Consider the following 26,462-nt stretch of genomic DNA (forward strand, 5'->3'; position numbering starts at 1 on the left):
AGAAAACTGCAATGTCGTCTGATGAGTTAGAACTGGTCTGGAACAACATCAAAGCGGAAGCGCGCGCGCTGGCCGATTGCGAGCCGATGCTGGCCAGCTTTTATCATGCGACTTTGTTGAAACACGAAAATCTCGGCAGCGCCCTGAGCTATATGCTGGCCAACAAGCTCGCTAATCCGATTATGCCCGCTATCGCTATTCGCGAAATTGTCGAAGAGGCCTATCGTCAGGATCCTTCGATGATCGCCTCGGCCGCGCTCGACATCCAGGCGGTGCGCCAGCGCGACCCGGCGGTAGATAAATACTCTACGCCGCTGCTTTATCTGAAAGGCTTTCACGCGCTGCAGGCCTATCGCATCGGCCACTGGCTATGGAACGAAGGGCGTCGCGCCTTAGCGGTCTATCTGCAAAACGAAATTTCCGTCTCGTTCGCTGTAGATATTCATCCGGCGGCGAACATCGGCCACGGCATTATGCTTGACCACGCCACCGGCATCGTTATCGGCGAAACGGCGGTAGTGGAGAACGACGTTTCGATCTTGCAGTCGGTGACGCTGGGCGGTACCGGCAAAACCAGCGGCGATCGCCATCCGAAAATCCGCGAGGGCGTGATGATTGGCGCAGGGGCGAAGATCCTCGGCAATATCGAGGTCGGGCGCGGCGCGAAGATTGGCGCAGGCTCGGTGGTGTTGCAGCCTGTGCCGCCGCATACCACTGCCGCAGGCGTGCCGGCGCGCATCGTCGGCAAACCAGCGAGCGACAAACCCTCAATGGACATGGATCAACACTTCAACGGCACCGTGCCGGGCTTTGAGTTCGGCGACGGGATCTAAACGAGCCGCGCGCCTGCGTAATCAAGCTGGCGCCATGCTTCATACACCACGACCGATACCGCATTCGACAGATTCATGCTGCGGCTTTCCGCACGCATCGGGATGCGGATTTTCTGCGCTGGCGGCAGCGCGTCGAGGATCTCGGCGGGCAGTCCGCGGCTCTCCGGGCCGAACAGCAGATAATCGCCCGCCTGATAGCTCACCGCACTGTGCGCCGGCGTTCCCTTGGTGGTCAGCGCAAAGAGCCGCGCGGGCTGCTCGACGCGCAGAAACGCCTCATAGCTTTCATGCTTCTGAATCGCGGTAAATTCGTGATAGTCGAGACCGGCGCGGCGCAGCCGTTTGTCGTCCCATGCGAAACCAAGCGGTTCAATCAGATGCAGCCTGAAGCCGGTATTAGCGCAGAGGCGAATAATATTGCCGGTGTTCGGCGGGATTTCTGGTTCAAATAAGACGATGTTAAGCATAAGGCCCCCGATAACAGGGGCCGAAGCATAGCAAATTATTGCCGGCTAGAGGAGTAGAGCGGCAGCCAGAGCGTCAGGCGCAGGCCGCCGAGCGGGCTGTCGTCGGCCTTCACCCAGCCGCGGTGCTGCTGGATAGCGGTTTCGACAATCGCCAGACCGAGCCCCGTGCCGCCTGACTCGCGATCGCGCGCCTCATCGGTGCGGTAGAAGGGACGGAATATTTGCTCGCGATCCTCCGGGCTGACGCCCGGGCCGTCATCGTCGACGTGCACCGTCAGGCCGCTGATATCCACCGAAAAGCTGACGCTGATATGCGAGTGCGAATAGCGCAGCGCGTTGCGTACGATGTTCTCCAGCGCGCTTTCCAGCGCATGTGGGTTGCCGTAAAGCGGCCAGGGGCCGGGCGGATAGGGCACGTCGAGCTGCTTGCCCATCTGCTCGGCTTCGAACTTCGCATCTTCAAGCACGTCGTTCCAGAGCTGATTCGCTTTCATCGCCTCGCTGACCAGCGCGTTCTTGTGCTGGGTGCGCGACAGTACCAGCAGATCGTTGATCATGCCGTCCAGACGCTGCGCTTCCATCTCGATACGCTCCAGCTCTTTGCCTTCGCCGTGGCGACGGCGCAGCAGCGCCGTGGCCAGCTGCAGACGCGTCAGCGGCGTGCGCAGCTCATGGCTGATATCTGACAGCAGACGCTGCTGCGAGGTCATCATGCGTTCGAGCGCGCTCACCATCTGATTGAAGCTGGAGCCGGCGGCGAGAAACTCCTGCGGCCCTGATTCCAGTTCCGGATGCTGGCGCAAATTACCGCTGGCGACTTCATCGGCCGCATATTTAAGCTTGCGAGCGGGACGCGCCAGGCTCCACGCCAGCCAGAGCAGCAGCGGCGAGCTGATCAGCATGGTGACGATCAGCAGCAGCAGCGGCCGGTCAAACAGCAAATTGATAAAATCGAGCTGCGAGCTGGTCGCCGGTCGAATCAGGTAGAGCTGATAGTTATCTTCGCCGTCGCGCACCGCGAAGGGGCCGACCATTTCGATACGGCCATACTTCTTTTTCTGGGGATGATCGGCGTTGTCGGACTGCCCGATAAAGTTGCGGATCACCTGCATTTCATTGTGCTGCGCGCCAATGACGCGCCCTTCGCTGGTGACCAGCAGCAGGCGCTGGCCCGGCGGCGCCCATTTGTCGATAGCGCGCGAGAGGCGGCGCCACCACATCAAATCGTTGGGCGGATCCTGCGCCAGTTCCACTTCGACATGCTGTTCAATCATGGTGCCCTGGCGCTGCTCGCTATCGAGCAGCGAGGCCATCTGGCGGGAATCCAGCTTGGGCACCATCAATACCAGCATCAACACCAGCGCCAGGGTTAGCCAGAAAATGGCGAAGATGCGGGTGGTGAGGCTACCTATCATGAAGCCGAAACCATCAGATAGCCGCGGCCGCGCAGGGTTTTAAACCACGGATGGCCGTCGCGGCGCTCAGGCAGTTTGCGGCGCAGGTTGGAGATGTGCATATCGATGGCGCGGTCGAACGGCGTCAGACGCTTGCCAAGCACTTCCTGGCTCAGATGCTCGCGCGAGACGACCTGGCCGAGATGCTGCGCCAGCAGGTAGAGCAGGGTGAACTCGGTGCCGGTAAGATCCAGCGTCTGATTGTCGAAACTCGCTTCCTGACGGCCCGGGTTCAGGCGCAGGCAGTCCACTTCCAGCGTCGGCGAGCTGCTGTCGTGCTGCTGTTGCTGCTCGCTCCAGTTGGAACGGCGCAGAATCGCGCGTATACGCGCCACCAGTTCGCGATCGTTAAACGGCTTAGGCAGATAGTCATCCGCGCCCAGTTCGAGCCCCAGCACGCGATCCAGCTCGCTACCGCGCGCGGTCAACATGATGACGGGCGTCTGATGTTGCTGGCGTAGCTCTTTCAGCGTGTCGATACCGTTCTTTTTCGGCATCATCACATCGAGCAAAAGTAGATCAATAGAGGTATCCAGCAGGCTTAACGCCTGTTCGCCGTCGCTGGCTACCACCACTTCAAACCCTTCCATTTCTAACAGTTCTTTAAGCAGCGAAGTCAATTCGCGGTCATCGTCAACCAACAGGATTTTATTCATTTTTTATTGCCCTCCGCAGGCAAAATACCGTGTTCCTGACTTGTCAATCCAACGCTTTACGTAGTTTTACACCCCCTGACGGATGTTTGCAGCTGTCGCCGTACACTGGTCCTCGTTGAATCGCAAAACGGAACGGACTGGAGTAAACGATGCGCACAGTAACCGCCGTCGTCATTGCCTCAGCGATGGTTCTCAATCACGCCAGCGCAGGAGTGGCAGACACGACGACGATTGACGAAATGCATCACGGCGGATTGACGACAGGCAGTATGACGCAAAATCCGCAAAGCCACATGTTCGACGGCATCGAGTTGACGGAAGAGCAGCGTCAACAGATGCGAGACCTGATGACGCAGGCGCGACATGAACGTTCCCCTGTCAGCATCGGTGATATCGAAAATATGCACGATCTGATTACGGCGGACACTTTTAACGAAGCGGCTATTCGCGCGCAGGCTGAGAAAATCGCTCAGGCGCAGATCGAACAGCATGTCGAGATGGCACGCATTCGCAACCAGATGTATCACTTGCTCACGCCGGCTCAGCAGGCCGCGTTGCAAAAGAATTACGAGTGGCGGCTCGCCGAGCTGCGCAAGCTCTCTAATTTGCAGTCGGCTTCATCGCTGCAAGCAGTGAGTAGTACCAGCAGTAACCAGTAACATAGTATCCCTGTTTTCCTTGCCATAGACACCATCCCTGTCTTCCCCGCCATGATGGCGGGGTTTTTTTGTTTTTTGCGCATTTCCGGTCGCAGCGTCCATTCTGGCGGGCCGATTTCTCCTCGGCATTAACAATTTATTTAAGGACAGCACTAACGCCTTAAAGCTTAAGGTATTTATCAAGATATTATTTTTAGCCGTCTCGTTTATTTTTATAAAACATATGTTATGCCGTGAAAATATATCGATAGATGCGGTGTTTTAAAAAATAATAAAGCGAAGCGGCTATTTGTTTAAATATATGATAAGAAGAAAGTAAGCTTGTCGGCCACATTTAAAGTATATTAATATCAATCAGTTAATTATTTTATCCTTTTCTTGAATTCTTCTGGCTTACTTCTACACTTAATTTTGTCGCAGCAAGGAAAGTGCACGCCCCGAGAATTTAGGGAATTTAAATGGGGTGCAGTAACCACATTACGTAATCAATCTGAATATATTAACGGAGTAAGTTATGGCAGAACATCGTGGTGGTTCAGGCAATTTCGCAGACAATCCGCAGAAAGCTTCTGAAGCCGGCAAAAAAGGTGGAAAAAGCAGCGGCGGCAGCGGTAATTTCAAAAACGATCGTGAAAAAGCCTCTGAAGCAGGCAAAAAAGGCGGTCAAAACAGCCACGGCGGCGGCCGCAGCTCTTCCTGACGAGTTTAGAGCCTGGCAGTAAACCGTGCGTTTCCCACGCGGGAAACGATACCCCGTCCTCTTTGAGGGCGGGGTTTGTTTTTTCTGGCGTTCTGCCAGCTTTTCTCTTCTGATGACGCAGGGTTTATGCGCAGCGACAATCTGGATGTTAAACTTTAGCCATTCCTTTATTTCGGGTGCATGCCTGTAATGGCTGAGGGAGCACATCATGCAACCCACCTATGCTCGTCTGGTCAAGCGCGCGGCGCTGGCGGCGACGATCCTGGCAACCAGCCTGCTTATCGTCAAAATTTTTGCCTGGTGGTATACCGGTTCGGTCAGCCTGCTGGCGGGTCTGGTCGATTCGCTGGTGGACATCGCCGCCTCGTTAACTAATCTTTTAGTCGTGCGCTATGCGCTGCAACCTGCTGACGCTAACCATACTTTTGGTCACGGCAAGGCGGAATCACTGGCGGCGCTGGCGCAAAGCATGTTTATCTCTGGTTCGGCGCTGTTCTTGTTTTTGACCGGCATCCAGCATCTGGCTTCGCCCAATACGCTACGCGCGCCGCTGGTTGGGGTGGTGGTTACCGTGGTGGCGCTCTGTTCGACGCTGCTGCTGGTAGCATTTCAACGCTGGGTCGTGCGCCACACGCACAGCCAGGCGATTCGCGCCGATATGCTGCACTATCAGTCCGATGTGGTCATGAACGGCGCTATCCTGATCGCCCTGGGCTTAAGCAGCTATGGCTTCGCGCGCGCAGACGCGCTATTCGCGTTAGGCATCGGCGTCTACATCTTGTACAGCGCATTGCGGATGGGCTACGACGCCGTGCAGTCGCTGCTGGATCGCGCGCTGCCGGAGGAAGAGCATAATATCATTCTCGATCTTGCGCTGAACTGGCCGGGCGTGGAGGGCGTGCATGACGTACGTACGCGTCAGTCGGGACCGACTAAATTTATCCAGCTTCATCTGGAGCTTAATGATGATTTGCCGCTAGTGCAGGCGCATCGCGTAGCGGATCAGGTAGAGAAGGCGCTGCGTCAGCGTTTCCCCGGCTCGGACGTGATTATTCATCAGGATCCCTGCTCTGTCGTGCCGATTGAACAGCAGAATTCACCCGGCTTTTAACCAGATTGAATCAATTTAATCTATTTAAAATGACGAAGCGCTAACATTAATGCAAAAAATTTAGTGAAAACTTGTCTGACCTGAATCAATTCAGCAGCAAGCCTTTGATATACTATCTGCCATCACGAGTCGCGCATAGGGTATGCCGCTTAGCGGCGCACGACAGGCAGGATTAACTTTTCGTTTTAACAATCCAGAGGTTGTCATGATCAAAAAAATTGGTGTATTGACCAGCGGCGGCGACGCCCCCGGCATGAACGCAGCCATCCGCGGCGTTGTGCGATCAGCGCTGAGCGAAGGACTGGAAGTTTTTGGTATCTATGACGGCTATCTGGGACTGTACGAAGATCGGATGATCAATCTCGACCGCTACAGCGTATCGGATATGATTAACCGCGGCGGCACCTTCCTGGGCTCGGCGCGTTTCCCCGAATTCCGCAACGACGAAGTGCGCCAGGTCGCGATTGAGAATATGAAAAAACGCGGCATCGATGCGCTGGTTGTCATCGGTGGCGACGGCTCCTATATGGGCGCGAAGCGTCTGACCGAAATGGGCTTCCCGTGCATTGGCCTGCCGGGCACTATCGATAACGACGTTGCGGGTACCGACTACACCATCGGCTACTTCACCGCGCTGGAAACCGTGGTCGAGGCGATTGACCGTCTGCGCGACACCTCCTCTTCGCACCAGCGCATCTCTATCGTCGAGGTTATGGGACGCTACTGCGGCGACCTGACTCTGGCGGCGGCGATTGCGGGCGGCTGCGAATTTATCGTGCTGCCGGAAATTCCGTATACCCGCGAAGAGCTGGTAATGGAGATCAAAGCGGGCATCGCCAAAGGCAAAAAGCACGCCATCGTCGCGATCACCGAACATATCTGCGATATCGACGACCTGGCGAAGTACATCGAAGCGGAAACCAAACGCGAAACGCGCGCGACCGTACTCGGTCATATTCAGCGCGGCGGCGCGCCCTGCGCTTACGACCGTATCCTCGCGTCGCGCATGGGCGCCTATGCTATTGAGCTGTTGCTACAGGGCTACGGCGGCCGCTGCGTCGGCATCCAGAACGAGAAGATGGTGCATCACGACATCATCGACGCTATCGAAAACATGAAGCGTCCGTTTAAGCGCGACTGGCTGGAAACCGCGAAAAAACTCTACTGATCCCAAACACGCTTCAGGCGCGCCTCTCAGGCGCGCTTTTATTTTAATTGTCTATATTCCTGCCAGTTATAAATGCTTATTTTTAATTCTTTTAGCTCTAAAATGGTTTATGTCACGCTACCGGCATAATGACATCGGGAGCGTGCACAATGAACAAGTGGAGTATCGGGATTACCCTTCTGCTGGCCTCTGCCAGCGTTCTGGCAAAGGATTACCAGCTGTTAAACGTCTCTTACGATCCGACGCGCGAGCTGTACGAGCAGTACAACAAAGCCTTTGCGGCGCACTACAAGCAGGAAACCGGCGATAACGTGGTGATCCGCCAGTCTCACGGCGGATCGGGCAAGCAGGCGACCTCGGTTATTAACGGCATTCGCGCCGATGTCGTGACGCTGGCGCTGCAATCCGATGTTGATGCCATCGCCGAACGCGGCCGTATCGATAAGAACTGGCTCAAGCGTCTGCCGGATAACTCCGCGCCTTACACCTCCACCATTGTTTTCCTGGTGCGCAAAGGCAATCCTAAAGGCATTCACGACTGGTCCGATTTAATTAAGCCAGGCGTTTCTGTCATTACCCCGAATCCAAAAACCTCAGGCGGCGCACGCTGGAACTATCTGGCGGCATGGGGCTGGGCGCTGGATCAAAATAATGGCGATCAGGCGAAGGCGCAGGCTTACGTAAAAGCGCTATTTAAAAACGTCGAGGTCCAGGACTCCGGCGCGCGTGGCGCAACCAATACCTTTGTAGAGCGCGGCATCGGCGATGTGCTGATCGCCTGGGAAAACGAAGCCTATCTGGCAGTCGATAAGCTGGGCAAAGACAAATTTGAAATCGTCACGCCGAGCGAATCCATTCTGGCTGAACCCACCGTTTCCGTGGTGGATAAAGTGGTGGACGATCAGGGTACGCGCGCAGTTGCGGACGCCTATCTGAAGTATCTCTACTCGCCGGAAGGCCAGACTATCGCAGCGCAAAACTACTATCGCCCGCGCGATGCGGAAGTGGCGAAGAAGTTCGCCAGCACCTTCGCGCCAGTGAAGCTGTTTACCATCGATAATAAGTTCGGCGGCTGGACGCAGGCGCAGAAAACGCATTTTGCTGATGGCGGCACCTATGACCAGGTGATGAAGCCTTAATCCTACAACCGCAATAAAAACGGCCAGCCAGCGTGCTGGTCGTTTTTATTTGTGCGTGACATTGCACGGCAGCCAGGCGAGGATGCGGAAAAAAGCGGAAAGAGGAGCCTTGCTATGCAGGGACGTCGCCGTGCGCCTGGCCTGATTGCGCTGCTGCTGTTGATCCTGATAAGCGGTTTAGCGATTGCCGCATTCCACCTGCATAAAAACAGCGATGCGTTGTGGCATATCGTCAGTGAAAAGTGCGAGCCGAATCAGCGCGCTACGGGCAAGCCCGCGCCTTGCCAGCGCGTCGAGCTTGAGCAAGGCTATGTGTTGCTCAAAGATCTGAACGGGCCGCTGCAGTATCTGCTTATCCCGCTGGCGAAAATCAGCGGCATGGAAAGCCCGGCGCTGCTCAATCCCGCGACGCCCAATTTCTTCGCCTTCGCCTGGCAGGCGCGCGCGCAGCTGGCGGCAAAGCGCGGCGCGCCAGTCGCCGACAGCGCGCTGTCGCTGGCGATCAACGCCGAGTATGGCCGCACCCAGAATCAGCTGCATATTCATATCTCCTGCCTGCGTCCCGATGTGCGCCGCGTGCTGGATCGCCTCGCGCCCGTGCTCTCCAGCCGCTGGCAGACGGAACGGCTGCGCCAGCACGCTTACCGAATACGCGCGCTCACCCTGCCGGAGCTGACGCAGCAGAGCCTGTTTATCCGCGTAGCCAACGAGATCCCCAATGCGCGCGGCGAAATGGGCAAATATGGCCTGGCGCTGGCGGCGCTGCCGGATGGGCGTCTGGCGGTATTGGCGCTTGAGCGCAACTGGCTATTGCTCAACCGCGGCTCGGCAGAAGAGCTACAGGACCACAGCTGCGAGATTTTACGGCAATAAAAAAGGCGGCCATCAGGCCGCCTTTTTTGCGTATCGGAAGTTACGCTTTTTTCGCTTCCGCCGCTGCTTTAACGATAACGGCGAAGGCATCAGCCTTCAGTGAGGCGCCGCCGACCAGCGCGCCGTCGATGTCCGGCTGGGTAAAGAGTTCAGCCGCATTCTTGTCGTTAACAGAACCGCCGTACTGAATGATCACCTGCTCTGCGACCGCCGCGTCTTTCTTCGCGATGTGCTGGCGAATAAATTTATGCACTGCCTGCGCCTGCGCCGGAGTGGCAGATTTGCCGGTGCCGATAGCCCAGACCGGCTCATAGGCGATAACTGCGCCGTTAAAAGCTTCCGCGCCCTGGGTTTCCAGCACTGCGTCGATCTGGCGCGCGCAGACTTCTTCAGTCTGACCCGCTTCGTTTTCCGCTTCGGTTTCACCAATGCACAGTACCGGCACCAGGCCAGCCGCTTTCAGCACGGCGAATTTCTTCGCGATAAGCTCGTCGCTCTCTTTGTGGTAGGTACGACGCTCAGAGTGGCCGATAATAATATATTTCGCGCCGATGTCTTTCAGCATGTCCGCGGAGGTTTCGCCGGTGAAAGCGCCTGAGAGGTTGACGTCGACGTTCTGTGCGCCCAGAGCGATGTGGCTGCCAGAGATGGCGTGTTTCGCCTGGTCGAGGTAGATAGCCGGCGGGGCGATCGCCACGCCGCAACCGTCAACGCCGGAGAGCGCTTTGCGCAGGCCTTCGATCAGCTCGCCTGTCATCTGCTTGCTGCCATTCAGTTTCCAGTTACCCATAACCAATGGATGTCGCATTCTATCCTCCGCGTTACGCGATTCATTAAATTGCACTGCCGGCAGGCAGCGTAGACTGCCAGACAGTATAGAGATCTATCAGGTCAATGGCTTTGCTTTTCGTCATTTTTGCCGCCCTGATCGGCAGGCGGCAGCGCCAGTTTTATGGGCTCGACGGCGAAGGTCAGGCCCTTGTCGCCGTTGTCCGCCACCACGAAACGCAGCGCGCCTTCGGTGCGGGAAAAATAGCGCGCGCCTTTGCCTTCGCTCAGCAGCACGTTCAGCTTTTGCCGCGCTTCGTCCGGGGAAAGACCCGGCACAAAAAAGCGCAGCAGCGCCGTCATGTAGGCGAGCGCTTTCTCCTGCGACGCTTTCTGATCCGGTCCCGGCACCGGCAGCCAGGTCAGCTGCAGCGTCTTCACCTTTCCGGTTCCCTGTTCCAGCGCGGTGGAGGCGTAGAGCGTTTCGCTGATTTTACTCGCCGCGCGCGTCAGGCGGCTGCTGTCGTTTCGGTTGTCGATGGCGCGATACTCCATCAGCGGCAGGTCGGCATTGGCGGCGTTATACCTTTCGCGGAACTGGCCGATGGTCATATCAAAGGTAGGCGCGCCCGCCAGCAAATAGGGTGCGGCAGGCACGGATTCGCTGCGCTCGCGCAGCGTGGGATCGGCGGCAAATGCCGGGGCCGTTAGCGCAAGGCTTAGCAGCAGCGCGCCAGGCAAATTCTTCATTTCGTAGGCTCGACCAGTAAACTCTGCGCCAAATTAGAACGGGTTTTACCTGCGAAAGTCAAAAGCGCGACGGGCAAAACTTGTCTCAGGATAAGAATTATCTTATCCCATCGCGCTTACCAGTAGTGCTCGCTGGTGATATGCCCGGGTTTACGCTTCAGATGCTTGCGCATATCGCGCGTCTCTTTCAGCATCTGCTGAGTATCGCGCACCATCTGCGGGTTGCCGCACAGCATGATATGGCTCGACTCCGCCTCTATCGGCAGGCCCACCGCGCGCTCCAGCTCGCCGCTTTCGATCAGCGCCGGCACGCGGCCAGTGAGGGATCCCGCCGCGTTTTCGCGGCTCACCACAGTCTGAATGCGCAGCTTGTCGTTGTAAATCTGCTGCAGCGACTGCATCAGCGGCAGGTAGCTGAGATCGGCGGCATAGCGCACCGCGTGCACCAGCACGATATGATCGAAGCGATCCAGCCCTTCGCCCTGTTGCAGAATAGAGAGGTAAGGCCCGATCGCCGTGCCGGTCGCCAGCATCCATAGCGTTTTGCACGGCGGGATCTCATCCAGCACAAAAAATCCGGCGGCCTCTTTCGTTACCATCACGGTGTCGCCCGGCCTGAGCGCCTGCAGACGCGGGCTCAGTTTGCCCTCCGGCACCGTGACCAGATAGAACTCCAGTAAAGGATCGCTGGGCGCGTTCACGTAAGAGTAAGCGCGCTGCACGCGTTCGCCATCTATCTCCAGTGCCAGCTTGGCGAACTGACCGGCGGTGAATGCATCAATCGGCGCATGCACCCGCAGACTGAACAGCGCGTCCGTCCAGTTCTTTACTTCCTTTACTTGCGCATTGACCCATTCAGCCATCGTTACTCTCCTGGTCGTTGATTTTTCAGGCACAGTGTTATCATCGCGGCTGCAGGGCGCTTTTTCCACCCGCCCGCCCTTTTTTTGGCTCTAATCGACAAATGCGCCGCACGTCTCAACACGTCGTTGCCCCCAGTTGACACGGTGGTACGAAAACTTGACGCCTTTACGCCCGCGTCTTTGCGCCCGTCTCTCGATTTGTCACGTAATCCTGATATTTTTCCCGCCATTAACCCGATGCAGCGCATTTTGCTGCTGAATTAACTTTATTTCACAGACCGAGATGTCGATGAAGAAGATGGAAAATCGGCCGCTGTTGCTGATGTTGATTTTAATGCTGGCGGTTGGGCAAATGGCACAGACGATCTATGTCCCGGCGATGGCCGAGATGGCGGACGCGCTCAACGTGCACGACGGCACGCTGCAGCGCGTAATGGCGGCCTATCTGATGACCTATGGCGGATCGCAGCTGATCTACGGCCCGCTCTCCGACAGCATCGGGCGCCGTCCGGTGATCCTCGCCGGCATGACGATCTTTATGATCGGCGCGGTGACCGCGATGCTGGCGCCGTCGCTGAACGTACTGGTGCTGGGCAGCGCCATTCAGGGGCTGGGCACCGGCGTGGCGGGCGTGATGGCGCGTACTATGCCGCGCGACCTCTATGCGGGCGTCGCGCTGCGGCAGGCCAATAGCCTGCTCAATATGGGACTGCTGGTCAGTCCGCTGCTGGCACCGGTTATCGGCGCGCTGCTGACGAAGCTGTTCGGCTGGCACGCCTGTTTCGCTTTCCTGCTGCTGCTCTGCGTCGCGGTGACCGGCGCGATGATGCGCTGGCTGCCGGAGACGCGTCCGCAAGGCGGCGAAGTCACGCCGTTTTTCCGCCGCTATCAGCGGCTGCTGCGCGACGCCAGCTTCGTACGCTTTATTGTGCTGCTGATCGGCGCGCTGGCGGGCATTGCGGTCTTCGAAGCGAGCTGCGGCGTGCTGCTGGGCGGCGTGCTGGGGCTGGATGCCTTTACCGTCAGCATTCTTTTTATTCTGCCGATCCCCGCCGCCTTTTTCGGCGCCTGGTTCGCCGGACGCGAGACGCGCTCCTGGCATAGCCTGATGTGGACCGGCGTCAACAGTTGTCTGCTGGCGGGCGCGCTGATGTGGATCCCGGCCTGGTTCGGCATGATGAATATCTGGACGCTGCTGGTGCCCGCCGCGCTCTTCTTCTTCGGCGCGGGCATGCTGTTTCCGCTGGCGACCTCAGGCGCGATGGAGCCTTACGCGTGGCAGGCCGGCAGCGCCGGCGCGCTGATCGGGGGATTGCAAAACCTGGGTTCGGGCGTGGTGGCCTGGGCATCGGCGCTGCTGCCGCAGCGCGACCAGTTCAGCCTGGGCATGCTGATGTTCGCTACCGCGCTGGTGATGCTGCTGTGCTGGCTGCCGCTGTCGCGACAGCCGGAAGGTCAGAGCGGCACGGTTACAGGATAAAAGGATGCAGCGCCGCATCTTTGCGATCCAGATAGTGGATTGACTGGATGCGGCGGATGGTGCGCGATTTGCCGCGGATCAGCAGGGTTTCGCTGGTGGCGATATTGCCCTGACGCGTAATCCCCTTCAGCAGATCGCCGCTGGTAATGCCGGTGGCGGCAAAGATGACGTTGTCGTTGCGCGCCATTCGCGCCAGCGGCAAAACCTCACCCGCTTTAATGCCCATCTCGTCGCAGCGCGCCAGCTCCTGTTCGCCGATGCGACGATTCTCTTCGCTCTCGCCCTTAACCTCATGACGCGGTAGCAAGCGGCCCTGCATATCGCCATCCAGCGCGCGGATCACCGCCGCCGACACCACGCCCTCTGGCGCGCCGCCGATGCCGTAGAGCGCGTCGACCTCGCTGTCAGGCATACAGGTCAGAATCGAGGCCGCCACGTCACCGTCCGGGAAGGCGAAGACGCGCACGCCAAGCTGTTGTAGCTGCGCGATAACCGCGTCGTGGCGCGGTTTCGCCAGAATAGAGACCGTCAGCTGCGCCAGCGGTTTACCCAACGCCGCGGCGATATTGCGCAGATTAGTTTCCAGCGGCAGATGGAGATCGATATGGCCGCGCGCCGCCGGGCCGACTATCAGTTTCTCCATATACATATCCGGCGCGTGCAGAAAGCTGCCCTTGTCGCCGACCGCCAGCACCGCCAGCGCATTGGCCTGGCCCATCGCGGTCATCCGCGTGCCCTCGATCGGATCCACTGCGATATCGACCGCGTCGCCGCGCCCGCTGCCGACTTTTTCGCCGATATAGAGCATCGGCGCTTCGTCGATTTCGCCTTCGCCGATCACAATCTGGCCGTCGATATCAATGGTATTCAGGACGTGTCGCATCGCGTGGACGGCAGCGCCATCGGCACTGTTTTTATCGCCGCGTCCCAGCCAGCGATAGCCGGCTAACGCCGCCGCTTCGGTCACGCGGGAAAATTCTATGGCAAGTTCTCGTTTCATGGCCTGCACCTGCTGAAAAAAGGGCAGTGTAGCATAGCGGGGAAGGGCAAAAAAAAGCCCGCGACAGCGTCGCGGGCCCGGAAGGTTGAGATGTTCGCCACCAGCTGCTGGCGTACGCTCATATTACTCGTCGTGATCTTCCCACGCCTGCGCGCGCGCCACCGCTTTTCTCCAGCCGGCATAGCGAACGTTGCGCTCGGTGGTCTCGATGCTCGGGCGGAATTCGCGCTCAATAACCGCTTTGGCGCGCACCTCTTCCAAATCGCCCCAGAAGCCTACCGCCAGACCCGCCAGATAGGCGGCGCCCAGCGCGGTAACTTCGCGCACTTCCGGACGCTCAACGCGCGTGCCGAGAATGTCCGACTGGAACTGCATCAGGAAGTTGTTCGCCACCGCGCCGCCGTCCACGCGCAGTGACTGCAGGCGAGTATCGGCGTCGTTCTGCATCGCTTCCAGCACGTCGCGCGTCTGGTAGGCGATAGACTCCAGCGTGGCGCGAATAATGTGGTTGGCGTTAGCGCCGCGCGTCAGGCCGAAAATCGCGCCGCGCGCATAGGGATCCCAGTAAGGCGCGCCCAGGCCGGTAAAGGCCGGCACCATATAAACGCCGTTGGTATCCTTCACCTTAAGCGCAAAGTACTCGGAGTCGGCCGAGTCGCTGATCAGCTTCATTTCGTCACGCAGCCACTGAATCGAGGCGCCGCCGATAAACACGGCCCCTTCCAGCGCGTAGTTTACTTCGCCGCGCGGACCGCAGGCGATGGTGGTCAGCAGGCCGTGCGAAGAGGTCACCGCTTCGGTGCCGGTGTTCATCAGCATAAAGCAGCCGGTGCCGTAGGTATTTTTCGCCATGCCCGGCTGAACGCAGAGCTGGCCGTAAAGCGCCGCCTGCTGGTCGCCTGCGATACCGGCGATAGGAATACGCGTGCCGCCTTTACCGCCGATATTGGTCTGACCGTACACTTCTGAAGAGCCTTTCACTTCCGGCAGCATTTCACGCGGGATATCGAGGATCTCCAGCATGCGCTGATCCCACTCAAGCTTGTGAATGTTGTACATCATGGTACGGGAGGCGTTGGTGTGATCGGTAATATGCACGCGCCCCTGGGTCATTTTCCACACCAGCCAGGTATCGACGGTGCCGAACAGCAGCTCGCCGCGCTTCGCGCGTTCGCGCGCGCCTTCTACATGGTCGAGGATCCACTTCACCTTGGTACCGGAGAAGTAGGGGTTAATTACCAGGCCGGTAGTATGCTGGATATACTCTTCCAGACCCTCTTTTTTCAGCTTGTTGCAGTAGTCCGCGGTGCGCGGATCCTGCCAGACGATGGCGTTATAAATCGGCTTGCCGGTCTCTTTGTCCCAGACGATCGCGGTTTCGCGCTGGTTAGTGATGCCGATCGCGGCGATCTCATCGGAACGGATGTCGGCGTGCGCCAGCACCTCTACCAGCGTCGAGCTTTGCGATGCCCAGATGTCCATCGGGTCATGTTCAACCCAGCCCGCTTTCGGGTAGATCTGGGTAAATTCGCGCTGCGATACCGCAACGATGTTGGCGTCGTGATCCAGCACGACGGCGCGTGAGCTGGTGGTGCCCTGGTCGAGCGCAACAATATATTTTTTATCAGTGGTAGTCGTCATAATGCATTCCCGATGAAAAGGTGAAACTTACGCTTTACGCTGCTCAGCGCGTGCGACCGGTTTTTCTGTTTTGCTGCTGGCCAGTACGGCGCCAGGCAGGTGGCGGCCAATCAGCGCGCGATAGCCAAAGGCGCCCAGACAGGCTCCCACTAACGGGCCAAAGATCGGTACCAGGAAGTAGGGGATATCTTTACCGCCCGTGAAGGCCACGTTACCCCAACCCGCAAAGAAGGCGAACAGCTTCGGTCCGAAATCGCGCGCCGGGTTCAGGGCGAAGCCGGTCAGCGGACCCATTGCGCCGCCGATAACGGCAACCAGCAGGCCGATCAACAGCGGTGCCAGCGGACCACGCGGTACGCCGTTGCCATCGTCGGTCAGCGCCATAATCACCGCCATCAGTACCGCCGTGATCACCATTTCAACCAGGAACGCCTGCCCTACGCTGATGTGCGGGTTAGGATAGGTAGAGAAGATGCCGGCCAGATCCAGACTCTGAACCGTGCCGCGCACCATCTGATGGCTTTGCTCGTAATCGAAAAACAGATTGTAATAGAGACCGTATACCAGCGCGGCAGCGCAGAACGCGCCAGCGACCTGCGCCAGGATATAAGGCACCACCTTGCGACCTTCAAAGTTGGCGAACAGACAGAGCGCCACCGTGACGGCAGGGTTAAGATGGGCGCCAGATACGCCGGCGGTAAGGTAGACAGCCATGGAGACGGCGAGTCCCCAGATAATACAGATTTCCCATTGCCCGAAGGCGGCGCCGGCGACTTTCAGCGCGGCTACGCAGCCTGCGCCAAAGAAGATAATCAAGCCGGTTCCGATAAATTCGGCGATGCACTGCCCTTTCAGCGTGTTCGATGTCTGGCTCATAATGGTATTCCTGAAGCGAGGTTAAATTTTATCAGTTTTTGTTCTCAATCCATGAGTCACCCAGCTCTCTTGTAGGGCTGGTGTAAATTTATCGTTAACGAGCATAAACGAGAAATAGCGAAATCTAAATCTGTGTGCTGAGTCAAAAAAATGCGCGTTTTCGCGCCTTTTCACTTTCATGAAACATCATTTCAACTTTCTAGCCGCCTCGCTTTTCGCAGCAACCGCGCGCAGCGGCAAGGGGCCAGGTATAAGCCGAAAAGTGTTACAGACTGCGCCCGCAGTGCCCGCGTCGCTGGACTTGCGCTATCAGGCTACATACAATCGGAAACATTGTTGCTGGCCTGGCTGATACAGGGCGTCACGCGCTAAGGCTGGCATCATCAACGCCCTGCGAGAATTTAGGAGAGGTCAGAAAGATGTCATTTGAAGTATTCGAGAAACTGGAAGCGAAAGTACAGCAGGCGATTGATACCATCACCCTGCTGCAGATGGAAATCGAAGAGCTGAAAGAGCAGAACAACGCGCTGAAAAACGAAGCGCAACAGGCAGCGGGCAATCATGACTCGCTGGTGCGTGAAAATCAGCAGCTAAAGGAAGAGCAGCATCTGTGGCAGGATCGCCTGCGTGCGCTGCTGGGAAAAATGGAAGAGGTGTAAGCGCCTCATTAGAATGAAAAACGGGAGCGCATCGCTCCCGTTTTCGTTTTCGGCGTTACTCGATATCGAGCGGATCTTCAGAGAGGATTATGCCGGTATTGTCGGCGTAGAGATGGTCGCCGGAAAAGAAGGTGACGCCGCCGAAGTTAACGCGCACGTCGCTCTCGCCAATGCCTTCGCCCGCCGCGCCCGCCGGCACAGCGGCAATCGCCTGAATGCCGATCTCCAGCTCCTCCAGGTCATCCACCTGACGCACGGAGCCGTAAACCACTAAGCCTTCCCATTCGCTTTCCACCGCCAGACGCGCCAGCTGCGCATCCACCAGCGCGCGACGCACCGAACCACCGCCGTCAATCACCAGCACGCGGCCCCGGCCGTTCTCTTCCAGCAGATCGTAGAGCAGGCCGTTGTCTTCGAAACATTTCACTGTGGTTATCTGACCACCAAATGAGGTGCGGCCACCAAAGTTTGAAAAAAGCGGTTCAACAACGTTCACTTCTTCATGGTAGATGTCGCAGAGTTCAGAGGTATCGTATTTCATGATGGGTTCATCTGTTTGCCACAGGAGCGGTAAGTATACCGCCAGTTGCGGATTGTTGGCAAAATCATCAGCGGAAAAAAAGTTGCTGCATCAGCAGCATGCAGAAAAAAAAAGCCCGGCTCAGTGGCCGGGCTTTGCGCAAGCGCATAGAAAAATGAAATTACAGGATAAAGCGGCTGAGATCTTCGTCCGCCACCAGCTCATCCAGATGCTTGCTGACATACTCCGCGTCGATGGTGATGGAGTCGCCGTGGCGATCGCTGGCGTCATAGGAGATATCTTCCATCAGACGCTCCAGCACGGTATGCAGACGGCGCGCGCCGATATTCTCGGTGGTTTCGTTGACCTGCCATGCCGCTTCGGCGATGCGGCGAATACCGTCCTCGGTGAACTCGACGTTAACTCCTTCGGTGCCCATCAGCGCTTTGTACTGCACGGTCACAGAGGCGTTCGGCTCGGTGAGAATGCGCTCGAAATCGTTCACGGTCAGCGCCTGCAGCTCGACGCGGATCGGCAGGCGGCCCTGCAGTTCCGGGATCAGATCCGACGGGCTGGCGACCTGGAACGCGCCTGAGGCAATAAACAGAATATGATCGGTTTTCACCATGCCGTGCTTGGTCGACACGGTGCAGCCTTCCACCAGCGGCAGCAGATCGCGCTGTACGCCTTCGCGCGACACGTCCGGACCGGACGACTGGCCACGCTTACAGATTTTGTCGATCTCGTCGATAAACACGATGCCGTGCTGCTCTACCGCTTCGATCGCATCCTGCTTCAGCTCTTCCGGATTGACCAGCTTGGCCGCTTCTTCTTCAATCAGCAGCTTCATCGCGTCTTTGATTTTCAGCTTGCGCGGCTTCTGCTTCTGGCCGCCCAGATTCTGGAACATCGACTGAAGCTGATTGGTCATCTCTTCCATGCCTGGAGGCGCCATGATCTCTACGCCAGCCGGCGCGGCTGCGAGGTCGATCTCAATCTCTTTATCGTCCAGCTGGCCTTCGCGCAGCTTCTTGCGGAACGACTGGCGCGCGGCGGAAGGCTCGCTGCTCTGCTCCGGCTGGCCCCAGTTGTTCTTGGCGGGCGGGATCAGCACGTCGAGGATGCGCTCTTCCGCCATCTCTTCGGCACGGTATTTGTTCTTTTCGATCGCCTGGCTGCGCACCATTTTCACGGCGGCGTCGGTCAGGTCGCGAATGATCGAGTCGACTTCTTTACCGACGTAGCCCACTTCGGTGAATTTGGTCGCCTCTACCTTGATGAACGGCGCGTTGGCGAGTTTCGCCAGGCGACGGGCGATTTCGGTTTTACCGACGCCGGTCGGGCCGATCATCAGAATGTTTTTCGGCGTCACCTCGTGGCGCAGCTCTTCGTCGAGCTGCATACGACGCCAGCGGTTGCGCAGCGCAATGGCGACAGCTTTTTTTGCGCCGTCCTGGCCGATGATAAAGCGATTCAGTTCGCTGACGATTTCGCGGGGAGTCATCTCAGACATCTTTAATCCTTACGCCCTGGACGGCAGTTCTTCGAAGTTAACATTGTGGTTGGTGTAGATGCAGATGTCGCCTGCGATATCTAAGGATTTCGCGACGATGTCATGCGCGCCCAGCTCGGTATTCTCCAGCAGCGCACGCGCCGCCGCCTGAGCGAAGGGGCCACCGGAACCAATGGCGATGAGATCGTTTTCGGGCTGGATAACGTCGCCGTTGCCGCTGATGATCAGCGAAGCGTTTTCATCGGCGACCGCCAGCAGCGCTTCAAGACGGCGCAGCATACGGTCGGTACGCCAGTCTTTCGCCAGCTCGACGGCGGCTTTCACCAGGTGACCCTGATGCATTTCCAGTTTCCGTTCGAAGAGTTCAAAGAGCGTGAAGGCATCTGCAGTGCCGCCAGCGAAACCGGCAATTACCTTATCGTTGTAAAGACGACGCACTTTTTTCACGTTGCCTTTCATCACGGTATTGCCGAGAGTTGCCTGGCCATCACCGCCGATAACGACTCGTCCGTTGCGTCGTACGCTTACTATTGTTGTCACGGGCAGACCCCTTGTTGCAGTAGAAAAAAAGCGCCGCGCGGCAAGGCGCGGCGCATCATGCAACCAGATATGGGGCGGCTTTGGCGGGTTTCAACCCCCGACGGCGAGCGGAATACAGTTTGAATGGCCATTGCCGCGCAGCCGCTTCAGCGTACTGTCGGCGGTGCTGCGATCCTTCAGTGGACCTATCACCACGCGATTCCAGCCGCCGCCGGTGGTAATGCGGCTTTCGAAACCTTCGAACGCCAGACCGGCGCGCACCGATTCCGCCTGGTCGGTGCCTTTGAACGAACCGCACTGCACCATCCAGCGCTGCGAAGAGGCCGGTTTTTCTGCCGCTTTCTTCGCCGTCTCCTGCGCAGGTTCGCGCGTGACGGGCGCAGGCTGCTGCGTCTGGCGCGGCTGCGGCGCAAGACGCGCGCTCGGCTGCGGCTGAGACTGATGCGTGGTCTGCTGACGCGCCGGCGCGCTTTGCGTCGCCTGCTGCTGCTGACGCGACTGCATCTGAAGCTGCTGCTGGCGCTGCAGGGTCTGCTGACGCTGCGCCGGCGTCTGTTCGTTCCACGGCACTTCATTCAGCTGCGTCGGCGACTGGCGCATATCCGCCTGCATCTGCTCCAGCAGCTGGCGCTGTTCGTCGGTGAGCTGCGTGTGCGACTGGACCTCGCCGCCCGCCGAAGGTTCGGTCGGCGTCGGCACCGTCACCTGACGGTTCTCCAGCTCTTTAATATATTTCCAGCGCTCTTCAGGCTTCGGCGGCAGGCCGTTGCCGTTGGCTTTATGATCCGGGATCACCGGCACATCTTCTTTTTTATGATGCGCAAGGAACCATAAACCACCGGCAAAGGTCACCAGCACCGCGACGGCCAGCCCTATCATGAGTTTGGAAACACCTGAACCGCCTTTGCTTTTCTTTCCACGGCTGGTGCTGCTTTTTTTGCGACGCGTCCCTGTTGAACGCCCGCGGCCTACGTAATCTCTCTGTGCCACTCTCGTTCTGATACCCTTCAAAAAATCGTGCCAATGGGGCGAAAACGCCTGAAAAGATCGCCCGGCAAGGAGTCCGCCATGTTACTTAAGGGTTGGAACTTTGACCAGCAGTGTTCGCCTTAAGAATCTCCTGAAAATAACCTAAAATAGCGGCTATTTCTCGCGCTTCTTCTCAGGCGCCGTGCTGCCGCGCACGGTGAGTTCGGCGTCCAGCAGACGCGAACCGTTATTCACGCGCTTGCCCTGCAGCTCATCCAGCAGCAGCAGCATCGCTTCGCGCCCAATCTGATAGCGCGGCTGCGTCACGGTGGTGAGCGGCGGTTCGCAGTAGCGCGAGAGCTCGATATCGTCGAAGCCGACAATCGAAAGGTCCTGAGGCACGCGCAGGCCGAGGCGTTTAGCCTGATTCATCGCGCCGAGCGCCAGCATATCGCTGTGACAGAAGAGCGCGCGCGGCGGCTGCGGCAGCGCCATCAGCTGTTTCAGCGCCTGCGCGCCCGCTTCGAAGCTGAAGTCGCCGCGTACGATATAGGTAGGATCGACGGTGAGATTGCTGCGGCGCAGCGCCTGGATATAGCCCTGGGTGCGGTACTGGCACAGCGGCATCGCTTCCGGCCCGGCGATGCAGGCGATCTGGCGATGGCCCAGCTGCAGCAGGTGATTGACCGCCTCGAAAGCGGCCGTCAGGTTGTCGATATGCACGGTAGGCAGCGCCATCTCCGGGGCGAACTCATTCGCCATCACCATCGGCGGCAGATTGCGCTGCTCATCGTGAACGGGATCGAACGGGATCTGCGAGCCGAGCAGCACCATGCCGTCGATCTGACGCGTCAGCAGCAGATCAAGAAAGGTTTTCTCCTGCTGATTCTGGTGCGCGCAGTCGCCAATCAGCACCAGATAGCCTTCCTGCGCCGCCGTCACTTCGACGCCGCGAATAATTTCGCTAAAGAAGGGATCGCAGATATCGGGGACGATCACCAGGATAGTCTGCGTGTCGCCGCGGCGGGCGTTGCGCGTCAGGCCGTGCGACGCATAGCCGACGGCGATTACCGCCTGTTCGACTTTTTGCCGCGTCGCCGCCGACACTTTTTCAGGATTCATCAGCGCGCGTGAGACGGTGGCGGTGGATACGCCCGCCTTTTCAGCCACATCTTTCATGGTGGCGGGCGCTTGAGGGTTCTGCTCCAACACTCTACTCCTGACGCATTCAAAGGATAGTTGTGGCCGAAAAAAGCCACGCCGCTCACAATGTTAACGATTGCGCGGCTGGTTTGTTACTTAATTTGCATAAAAATTGTGACTTGTGCGACTTTTTTCGATCTGGCTCGCAGGCTCAGCTTTCGGTCGGGTCGATATCAAGCGTCCATTTGACTTTGCGCGCGGCGGGCAGGGTCGCGATCAGCGGCAGCGAGCCGTCGAGCAGCTGCTGCAGCCGCTTACGCGAGGGGTGCTGCACCAGCAGCTGCCAGCGCCAGCGTCCGCCGCGCTTTGGCTGCAGCGCTGGCACCGGGCCCATCAGCCACATGGCGGTATCCTTCAGCGGGCTGGCATCGATCAGATTGCGCAGCTGCCGCAAGAATTCGGCGGCCTGCTGGTTGTCGTGATCCTCGGCGCGAAACAGCGCGTGGCTGGTCCAGGGCGGCAGCATGACCGACTGGCGTTCCAGCAGCGTCTGCTGAGCGAAGGCGAAATAGCCCTGGTGCAGCAGCGTCTGCAACAGCGGATGTTCCGGATGGTGGGTCTGCAACAGCACTTCACCCTGTTTGCCGGCGCGGCCGGCGCGGCCCGCAACCTGCGTGTAAAGCTGCGCGAAGCGCTCGGCGGCGCGGAAGTCGGCGGAAAAAAGCGCGCCGTCGACGTCCAGCAGCGACACCAGCGTCACGTCCGGGAAATGGTGCCCTTTCGCCAGCATCTGCGTACCCACCAGGATGCGCGCGCCGCCGCGATGCACGTCGGCAAGATGCTGCTCCAGCGCGCCTTTACGGCTGGTCGTGTCGCGGTCGATGCGCGATATCGGCACGCCGGGGAAGAGGGTGCCGAGCTGCTGCTCCAGCTGCTCCGTGCCGACGCCGACCGGCAGCAGATGCGTCGAGCCGCACTGCGGGCACTGATTGGGCAGCGGACGCTGGCTGTCGCAGTGGTGGCAGCGTAGCTGGCGCTGCTGCTGGTGCAGGGTATAGTAGCGTTCGCAACGCTGACACTCCGCAATCCAGCCGCAATCGTGGCAGAGCAGCGCGGGCGAATAGCCGCGGCGGTTGAGAAACAGCAGCACCTGATTATCCGCCTGAAGATGCTGGCGCATTTTGCCGATCAGCGCGGGTGCCAGCCCGCCAGTAAGCTGCTGCCCTTTCAGATCAACCAGCTGCTGCAGGGCCGGTTTCGCATTGCCGGCGCGTTTCGTCAGGTCGAGCTGGCGATATTTGCCGCTGCGCACGTTGTGCAGCGTCTCCAGCGCGGGCGTCGCCGAGCCCATTACGATCGGGATATCCTCTTCGCGCGCGCGGAATACCGCCAGGTCGCGCGCCTGATAGCGCCAGCCTTCCTGCTGTTTATAAGAGCTGTCGTGCTCTTCGTCGATAATGATCACGCCCGGACGCGCCAGCGGCGTAAACAGCGCCGACCGCGTGCCGATGATAATGGCGTTTTCGCCCTGGCGTGCGCGCAGCCAGACGGCAAGGCGCTCGCTGTCGTTGAGCGCAGAGTGCAGCACGTCAACCGGCGCGTCGAAGCGCTCGCGGAAGCGGGCGATGGTCTGCGGCGTCAGGCCGATCTCCGGCACCAGCACCAGCGCCTGCTTGCCGCGCGCCAGCACATTTTCCAGCACGCTAAGATAGACTTCGGTTTTGCCGGAGCCGGTGATGCCGGCCAGCAGCCAGGCGGCGTAGTGCTCATCTTCGCTGCGGATAGCGCCGACCGCCATCGCCTGATCGGTATTGAGCCGCAGGCGCTCGCCTTTGACGGCGTAGCGCGTGCGCCAGTCCAGCCGCTGCGGCTGGTGTTCGCGCAGGTCGCACAAGCCTTTCGCACGCAGCGCCTGAAAGGCGGTTTCGGTAAGATCCTGCTCGGCGACCTGATGACGATAGAGCGGCTGATTACGCAACGCCGCCAGCGCCTGCTGCTGTTTCGGCGCGCGCTTCAGGCTCTCCGGCGCGGTCGCCTGGCCCTGCTCGGTGATGATCCATTGCCACAGCGGCGCGTCCTGTGCCGGCTTGCCCTGGCGCAGCAGCACCGGCAGCGCGTGGCTCAGCACCTCGCCCAAAGGCGAATGGTAGTAGCCCGCCGCCCAGTTGAGCAGACGCCATAGCGAAGGCGGATAGAGGGATTCATTGTCCAGCACGTCGGCGACGCGCTTGAGCTGCGCCTCCGGCAGATCGCTCTGTTCGCGGAAACCCACCACCACGCCGACCATCTTCCGGTTGCCGAACGGCACGCTGACGCGTCCGCCCAGCACCGGCTGCGGGCCGTGCGGCGGCAGATAGTCAAACAGACGGGGTAGCGGAACGGGCAGGGCAACCTGAACGACGGGCATGGCGATCTCTTTCCGGTTCAACGATTCATAGCGGGACGCCTAGTGTACACGCTGGCGCGACCAGCGGGTATCTTGCAGAAGATTTGCTAAAAGCGGTTATTTTCTGTATAGTATGCCGCCTTTGGTGAGAAAGGTCTCGCCAGAGCTTAAACATTAATGTTCAACCGCGTGTGGTGCTGTGCAGGTTTTTAGCCTGGCACGGAGAGCGACACGGCCTTTTATGAGGTTCTCCCATGAAACAAGGTATTCACCCGAAATACGAAGCTGTGACCATCACCTGCACCTGCGGTAACGTGATTCACACTCGCTCTACTATGTCTCACGACATGAACCTGGACGTCTGTGGTAAATGCCACCCGTTCTACACTGGTAAGCAGCGTGAAGTTGCAACCGGTGGCCGTGTTGACCGCTTTAACAAGCGTTTCAGCGTGCCAGGCGCGAAAAAATAAGATTAAACGGCATTCGAACTTTCTGGTTCGACGGCAAGAAAAAACCCAGCCAAGGCTGGGTTTTTTTATATCTGCGAATCAGTATTCCCATGTATCGGGATCAATGCCCATCTCGCGCATGATTTTTTTCGCTTCTTCTGGGATCTCATCGCTGCGTTCTTTACGCAAGTCAACGTCGTCTGGCAGCGGTTGTCCAGTAAAGGCGTGTAAAAAGGCTTCACACAGCAGTTCGCTGTTTGTGGCGTGACGCAGGTTGTTCACCTGACGACGAGTGCGCTCATCCGTTAAAATTTTCAGCACGCTCAACGGGATAGAGACAGTGATCTTTTTAACCTGCTCACTCTTCTTACCGTGTTCAGCGTAGGGGCTGATATATTCGCCGTTCCATTCAGCCATGGGTTACCTTAATCAAAAGTTGAAAGTGGGAAATCCGTGGATTATGCCCGATTTTACCGTGCCTGACCTCTTGAACTGCGGGGTTTCTTCATCCTGGCCGCAAAAGCGGACGCAAAACGCAGGCAATGAGGGGTAATTTTAACGGGTTATAGCATTCTGCTCAATCTATACGCAAAGACATTTAGATGTCCAGATGTATTGACGTCCAATTGTGGAATGTTATTCTGATGCCTCTTTATTACTCTCTTCAGGAACAAAAAGCACCATGACGCGTAAACAGGCAACCATCGCAGTCCGCAGCGGTTTGAATGATGACGAGCAATATGGCTGCGTTGTCCCGCCGATTCACCTCTCCAGCACCTATAACTTCCTCGATTTTAACGAACCGCGCGCGCATGACTATTCGCGTCGCGGCAACCCGACGCGCGACGTGGTGCAGCGCGCGCTGGCGGAGCTAGAGGGCGGGGCGGGCGCGGTGCTGACCAATACCGGCATGTCGGCGATCCACCTGGTGACGACGGTGTTCCTGAAGCCGGGCGATCTGCTTGTCGCCCCGCACGACTGCTATGGCGGCAGCTATCGCCTGTTCGACAGCATGGCGAAGCGCGGCGCTTACCGCGTGAAGTTCGTCGATCAGGGCGATCGCGCGGCGCTGGATGCGGCGCTGGCGGAAAAACCGAAGCTGGTGCTGGTGGAGAGCCCAAGCAATCCGCTGCTGCGCGTGGTGGACATCGCCGCCATCTGCGAGGCGGCGCGCGACGCAGGCGCCGTCAGCGTGGTCGACAATACGTTCCTCAGCCCGGCGCTGCAAAATCCGCTGGCGCTGGGGGCAGACCTGGTGATCCACTCCTGCACCAAATATCTCAACGGCCACTCTGACGTGGTGGCGGGCGCGGTGATTGCAAAAGATCCGGCGCAGGTGACTGAACTGGCGTGGTGGGCAAATAACATCGGCGTCACCGGCGCGGCTTTCGACAGCTATCTGCTGCTGCGCGGTCTGCGCACGCTGTCGCCGCGTATGGCGGCGGCGCAGCGCAACGCGCTGGCGATTGTGAGCTATCTGCAACAGCAACCGCTGGTGAAAAAGCTGTATCATCCTTCGCTGCCGGAAAACGCCGGACACGAATTCGCGGCGCGTCAACAGCGCGGCTTCGGCGCGATGCTGAGTTTCGAGCTGGACGGCGACGAAGCCTTGCTGCGTCGTTTTCTCAAGGCGCTGCAGCTGTTTACGCTGGCGGAATCGCTCGGCGGCGTAGAAAGCCTGATTTCCCACACGGCAACCATGACGCACGCCGGCATGTCGGCGGAGGCGCGTGCGGCGGCGGGCATTTCCGAGACGCTGCTACGCGTCTCGGTGGGCATTGAGGATCATGAAGATTTAATCGCCGATCTGGATAATGCGTTCCGGACGGCATCCGAGGGTTAAAA

At 58.6% G+C, this 26,462-nt stretch carries 27 protein-coding genes; 11 read left to right on the top strand and 16 right to left on the bottom strand.

The annotated features are described in order from the left end of the window. Positions 1–11 precede the first annotated feature (11 nt). On the top strand, positions 12–833 hold the full coding sequence (gene cysE, locus HA46_RS08175) for a serine O-acetyltransferase (protein ID WP_033754376.1): 822 nt from the start codon (positions 12–14) through the stop codon (positions 831–833). On the opposite strand, the gene trmL is transcribed toward cysE, so the two are convergent. From trmL to cpxR, 3 genes are read right to left on the bottom strand one after another with little or no spacing between them, the layout of a single operon-like run. Then, complete coding sequence (gene trmL / locus HA46_RS08180; RefSeq protein ID WP_033792853.1) at positions 830–1,300, bottom strand: tRNA (uridine(34)/cytosine(34)/5-carboxymethylaminomethyluridine(34)-2'-O)-methyltransferase TrmL; 471 nt, start codon at positions 1,298–1,300, stop codon at positions 830–832. The two genes, cysE and trmL, sit on opposite strands and share 4 nt — an antisense overlap. A gap of 35 nt (positions 1,301–1,335) precedes the next feature. Further along, positions 1,336–2,715: an envelope stress sensor histidine kinase CpxA gene (gene cpxA / locus HA46_RS08185; protein WP_033792852.1), complete on the bottom strand. Its 1,380-nt coding sequence runs from the start codon at positions 2,713–2,715 to the stop codon at positions 1,336–1,338. Continuing rightward, positions 2,712–3,410 carry an envelope stress response regulator transcription factor CpxR gene (cpxR, locus tag HA46_RS08190; protein ID WP_033754385.1) on the bottom strand — a complete coding sequence of 233 codons (699 nt, stop codon included), beginning with the start codon at positions 3,408–3,410 and terminating at the stop codon, positions 2,712–2,714. The genes cpxA and cpxR overlap by 4 nt, the downstream gene beginning before the upstream one ends. Before the next feature lie 149 nt (positions 3,411–3,559). Between cpxR and cpxP the strand changes: the two genes are divergently transcribed. From cpxP to HA46_RS08220, 6 genes are all read left to right on the top strand, one after another. Next, positions 3,560–4,069, top strand: coding sequence for a cell-envelope stress modulator CpxP (gene cpxP / locus HA46_RS08195; RefSeq protein WP_084883599.1), 510 nt, complete (start codon positions 3,560–3,562; stop codon positions 4,067–4,069). A gap of 514 nt (positions 4,070–4,583) precedes the next feature. After that, the gene (locus tag HA46_RS08200) at positions 4,584–4,769 is read left to right on the top strand and encodes a con-10 family general stress protein (RefSeq protein ID WP_033754389.1); all 186 of its coding nucleotides are present in this window, start codon (positions 4,584–4,586) and stop codon (positions 4,767–4,769) included. A gap of 208 nt (positions 4,770–4,977) precedes the next feature. Then, positions 4,978–5,880: a CDF family cation-efflux transporter FieF gene (gene fieF, locus HA46_RS08205; protein WP_033792849.1), complete on the top strand. Its 903-nt coding sequence runs from the start codon at positions 4,978–4,980 to the stop codon at positions 5,878–5,880. Positions 5,881–6,085: 205 nt separating this feature from the next. Continuing rightward, the gene (pfkA, locus tag HA46_RS08210; protein WP_033754393.1) at positions 6,086–7,048 is read left to right on the top strand and encodes a 6-phosphofructokinase; all 963 of its coding nucleotides are present in this window, start codon (positions 6,086–6,088) and stop codon (positions 7,046–7,048) included. 149 nt (positions 7,049–7,197) lie between these two features. Further along, positions 7,198–8,187, top strand: coding sequence for a sulfate ABC transporter substrate-binding protein (locus tag HA46_RS08215; protein ID WP_033754394.1), 990 nt, complete (start codon positions 7,198–7,200; stop codon positions 8,185–8,187). 114 nt (positions 8,188–8,301) lie between these two features. Further along, on the top strand, positions 8,302–9,060 hold the full coding sequence (locus tag HA46_RS08220) for a CDP-diacylglycerol diphosphatase (protein WP_084883601.1): 759 nt from the start codon (positions 8,302–8,304) through the stop codon (positions 9,058–9,060). Between the two features lie 40 nt (positions 9,061–9,100). On the opposite strand, the gene tpiA is transcribed toward HA46_RS08220, so the two are convergent. From tpiA to fpr, 3 genes are all read right to left on the bottom strand, one after another. After that, on the bottom strand, positions 9,101–9,868 hold the full coding sequence (gene tpiA / locus HA46_RS08225) for a triose-phosphate isomerase (protein WP_084883604.1): 768 nt from the start codon (positions 9,866–9,868) through the stop codon (positions 9,101–9,103). Positions 9,869–9,951: 83 nt separating this feature from the next. Then, positions 9,952–10,578: a DUF1454 family protein gene (locus HA46_RS08230; RefSeq protein WP_033792843.1), complete on the bottom strand. Its 627-nt coding sequence runs from the start codon at positions 10,576–10,578 to the stop codon at positions 9,952–9,954. A 116-nt stretch (positions 10,579–10,694) separates the two neighbouring features. Beyond that, complete coding sequence (fpr, locus tag HA46_RS08235) at positions 10,695–11,441, bottom strand: ferredoxin--NADP(+) reductase (RefSeq protein ID WP_033792842.1); 747 nt, start codon at positions 11,439–11,441, stop codon at positions 10,695–10,697. A 289-nt stretch (positions 11,442–11,730) separates the two neighbouring features. Between fpr and emrD the strand changes: the two genes are divergently transcribed. After that, positions 11,731–12,921, top strand: a complete 1,191-nt coding sequence (emrD, locus tag HA46_RS08240) for a multidrug efflux MFS transporter EmrD (RefSeq protein ID WP_167626701.1) — start codon at positions 11,731–11,733, stop codon at positions 12,919–12,921. Here the strand turns inward: emrD and glpX are convergent. From glpX to HA46_RS08255, 3 genes are all read right to left on the bottom strand, one after another. Continuing rightward, positions 12,911–13,921, bottom strand: a complete 1,011-nt coding sequence (glpX, locus tag HA46_RS08245; protein ID WP_084883608.1) for a class II fructose-bisphosphatase — start codon at positions 13,919–13,921, stop codon at positions 12,911–12,913. The genes emrD and glpX overlap by 11 nt on opposite strands. A 123-nt stretch (positions 13,922–14,044) precedes the next feature. Continuing rightward, positions 14,045–15,562: a glycerol kinase GlpK gene (gene glpK / locus HA46_RS08250; protein ID WP_033792838.1), complete on the bottom strand. Its 1,518-nt coding sequence runs from the start codon at positions 15,560–15,562 to the stop codon at positions 14,045–14,047. A 27-nt stretch (positions 15,563–15,589) separates the two neighbouring features. Then, complete coding sequence (locus HA46_RS08255; protein ID WP_033754419.1) at positions 15,590–16,438, bottom strand: MIP/aquaporin family protein; 849 nt, start codon at positions 16,436–16,438, stop codon at positions 15,590–15,592. Between the two features lie 419 nt (positions 16,439–16,857). On the opposite strand from HA46_RS08255, the gene zapB reads away from it, so the two are divergent. After that, complete coding sequence (gene zapB, locus HA46_RS08260) at positions 16,858–17,097, top strand: cell division protein ZapB (RefSeq protein ID WP_033754422.1); 240 nt, start codon at positions 16,858–16,860, stop codon at positions 17,095–17,097. A gap of 55 nt (positions 17,098–17,152) precedes the next feature. Here zapB and rraA read toward each other — a convergent pair whose 3' ends face one another. From rraA to priA, 6 genes are all read right to left on the bottom strand, one after another. After that, positions 17,153–17,638 (bottom strand): ribonuclease E activity regulator RraA, encoded by a 486-nt coding sequence (rraA, locus tag HA46_RS08265; protein WP_033754424.1) that lies wholly within the window; start codon positions 17,636–17,638, stop codon positions 17,153–17,155. Positions 17,639–17,798: 160 nt separating this feature from the next. Beyond that, positions 17,799–19,130 (bottom strand): ATP-dependent protease ATPase subunit HslU, encoded by a 1,332-nt coding sequence (gene hslU / locus HA46_RS08270; protein WP_033792837.1) that lies wholly within the window; start codon positions 19,128–19,130, stop codon positions 17,799–17,801. 9 nt (positions 19,131–19,139) lie between these two features. Next, a complete protein-coding gene (gene hslV, locus HA46_RS08275; RefSeq protein ID WP_071997483.1) occupies positions 19,140–19,670 on the bottom strand; it encodes an ATP-dependent protease subunit HslV in 531 nt (176 codons plus the stop codon). A 90-nt stretch (positions 19,671–19,760) separates the two neighbouring features. After that, a complete protein-coding gene (ftsN, locus tag HA46_RS08280; protein ID WP_084883610.1) occupies positions 19,761–20,660 on the bottom strand; it encodes a cell division protein FtsN in 900 nt (299 codons plus the stop codon). Between the two features lie 153 nt (positions 20,661–20,813). After that, on the bottom strand, positions 20,814–21,848 hold the full coding sequence (cytR, locus tag HA46_RS08285; protein ID WP_143807611.1) for a DNA-binding transcriptional regulator CytR: 1,035 nt from the start codon (positions 21,846–21,848) through the stop codon (positions 20,814–20,816). Between the two features lie 145 nt (positions 21,849–21,993). Further along, positions 21,994–24,189, bottom strand: a complete 2,196-nt coding sequence (gene priA, locus HA46_RS08290; RefSeq protein WP_084883612.1) for a primosomal protein N' — start codon at positions 24,187–24,189, stop codon at positions 21,994–21,996. A gap of 233 nt (positions 24,190–24,422) precedes the next feature. On the opposite strand from priA, the gene rpmE reads away from it, so the two are divergent. Beyond that, entirely contained in the window at positions 24,423–24,638 is a 216-nt protein-coding gene (gene rpmE / locus HA46_RS08295) for a 50S ribosomal protein L31 (RefSeq protein WP_084883614.1), read from the top strand. A gap of 78 nt (positions 24,639–24,716) precedes the next feature. Here the strand turns inward: rpmE and metJ are convergent, their stop codons facing one another. After that, a complete protein-coding gene (metJ, locus tag HA46_RS08300) occupies positions 24,717–25,034 on the bottom strand; it encodes a met regulon transcriptional regulator MetJ (protein WP_081137884.1) in 318 nt (105 codons plus the stop codon). A 265-nt stretch (positions 25,035–25,299) separates the two neighbouring features. On the opposite strand from metJ, the gene metB reads away from it, so the two are divergent. Next, on the top strand, positions 25,300–26,460 hold the full coding sequence (metB, locus tag HA46_RS08305; protein ID WP_033792828.1) for a cystathionine gamma-synthase: 1,161 nt from the start codon (positions 25,300–25,302) through the stop codon (positions 26,458–26,460). The last annotated feature ends 2 nt before the right edge of the window (positions 26,461–26,462 follow it).

It is taken from the genome of Pantoea septica, assembly GCF_002095575.1.
Lineage (GTDB): Bacteria > Pseudomonadota > Gammaproteobacteria > Enterobacterales > Enterobacteriaceae > Pantoea > Pantoea septica.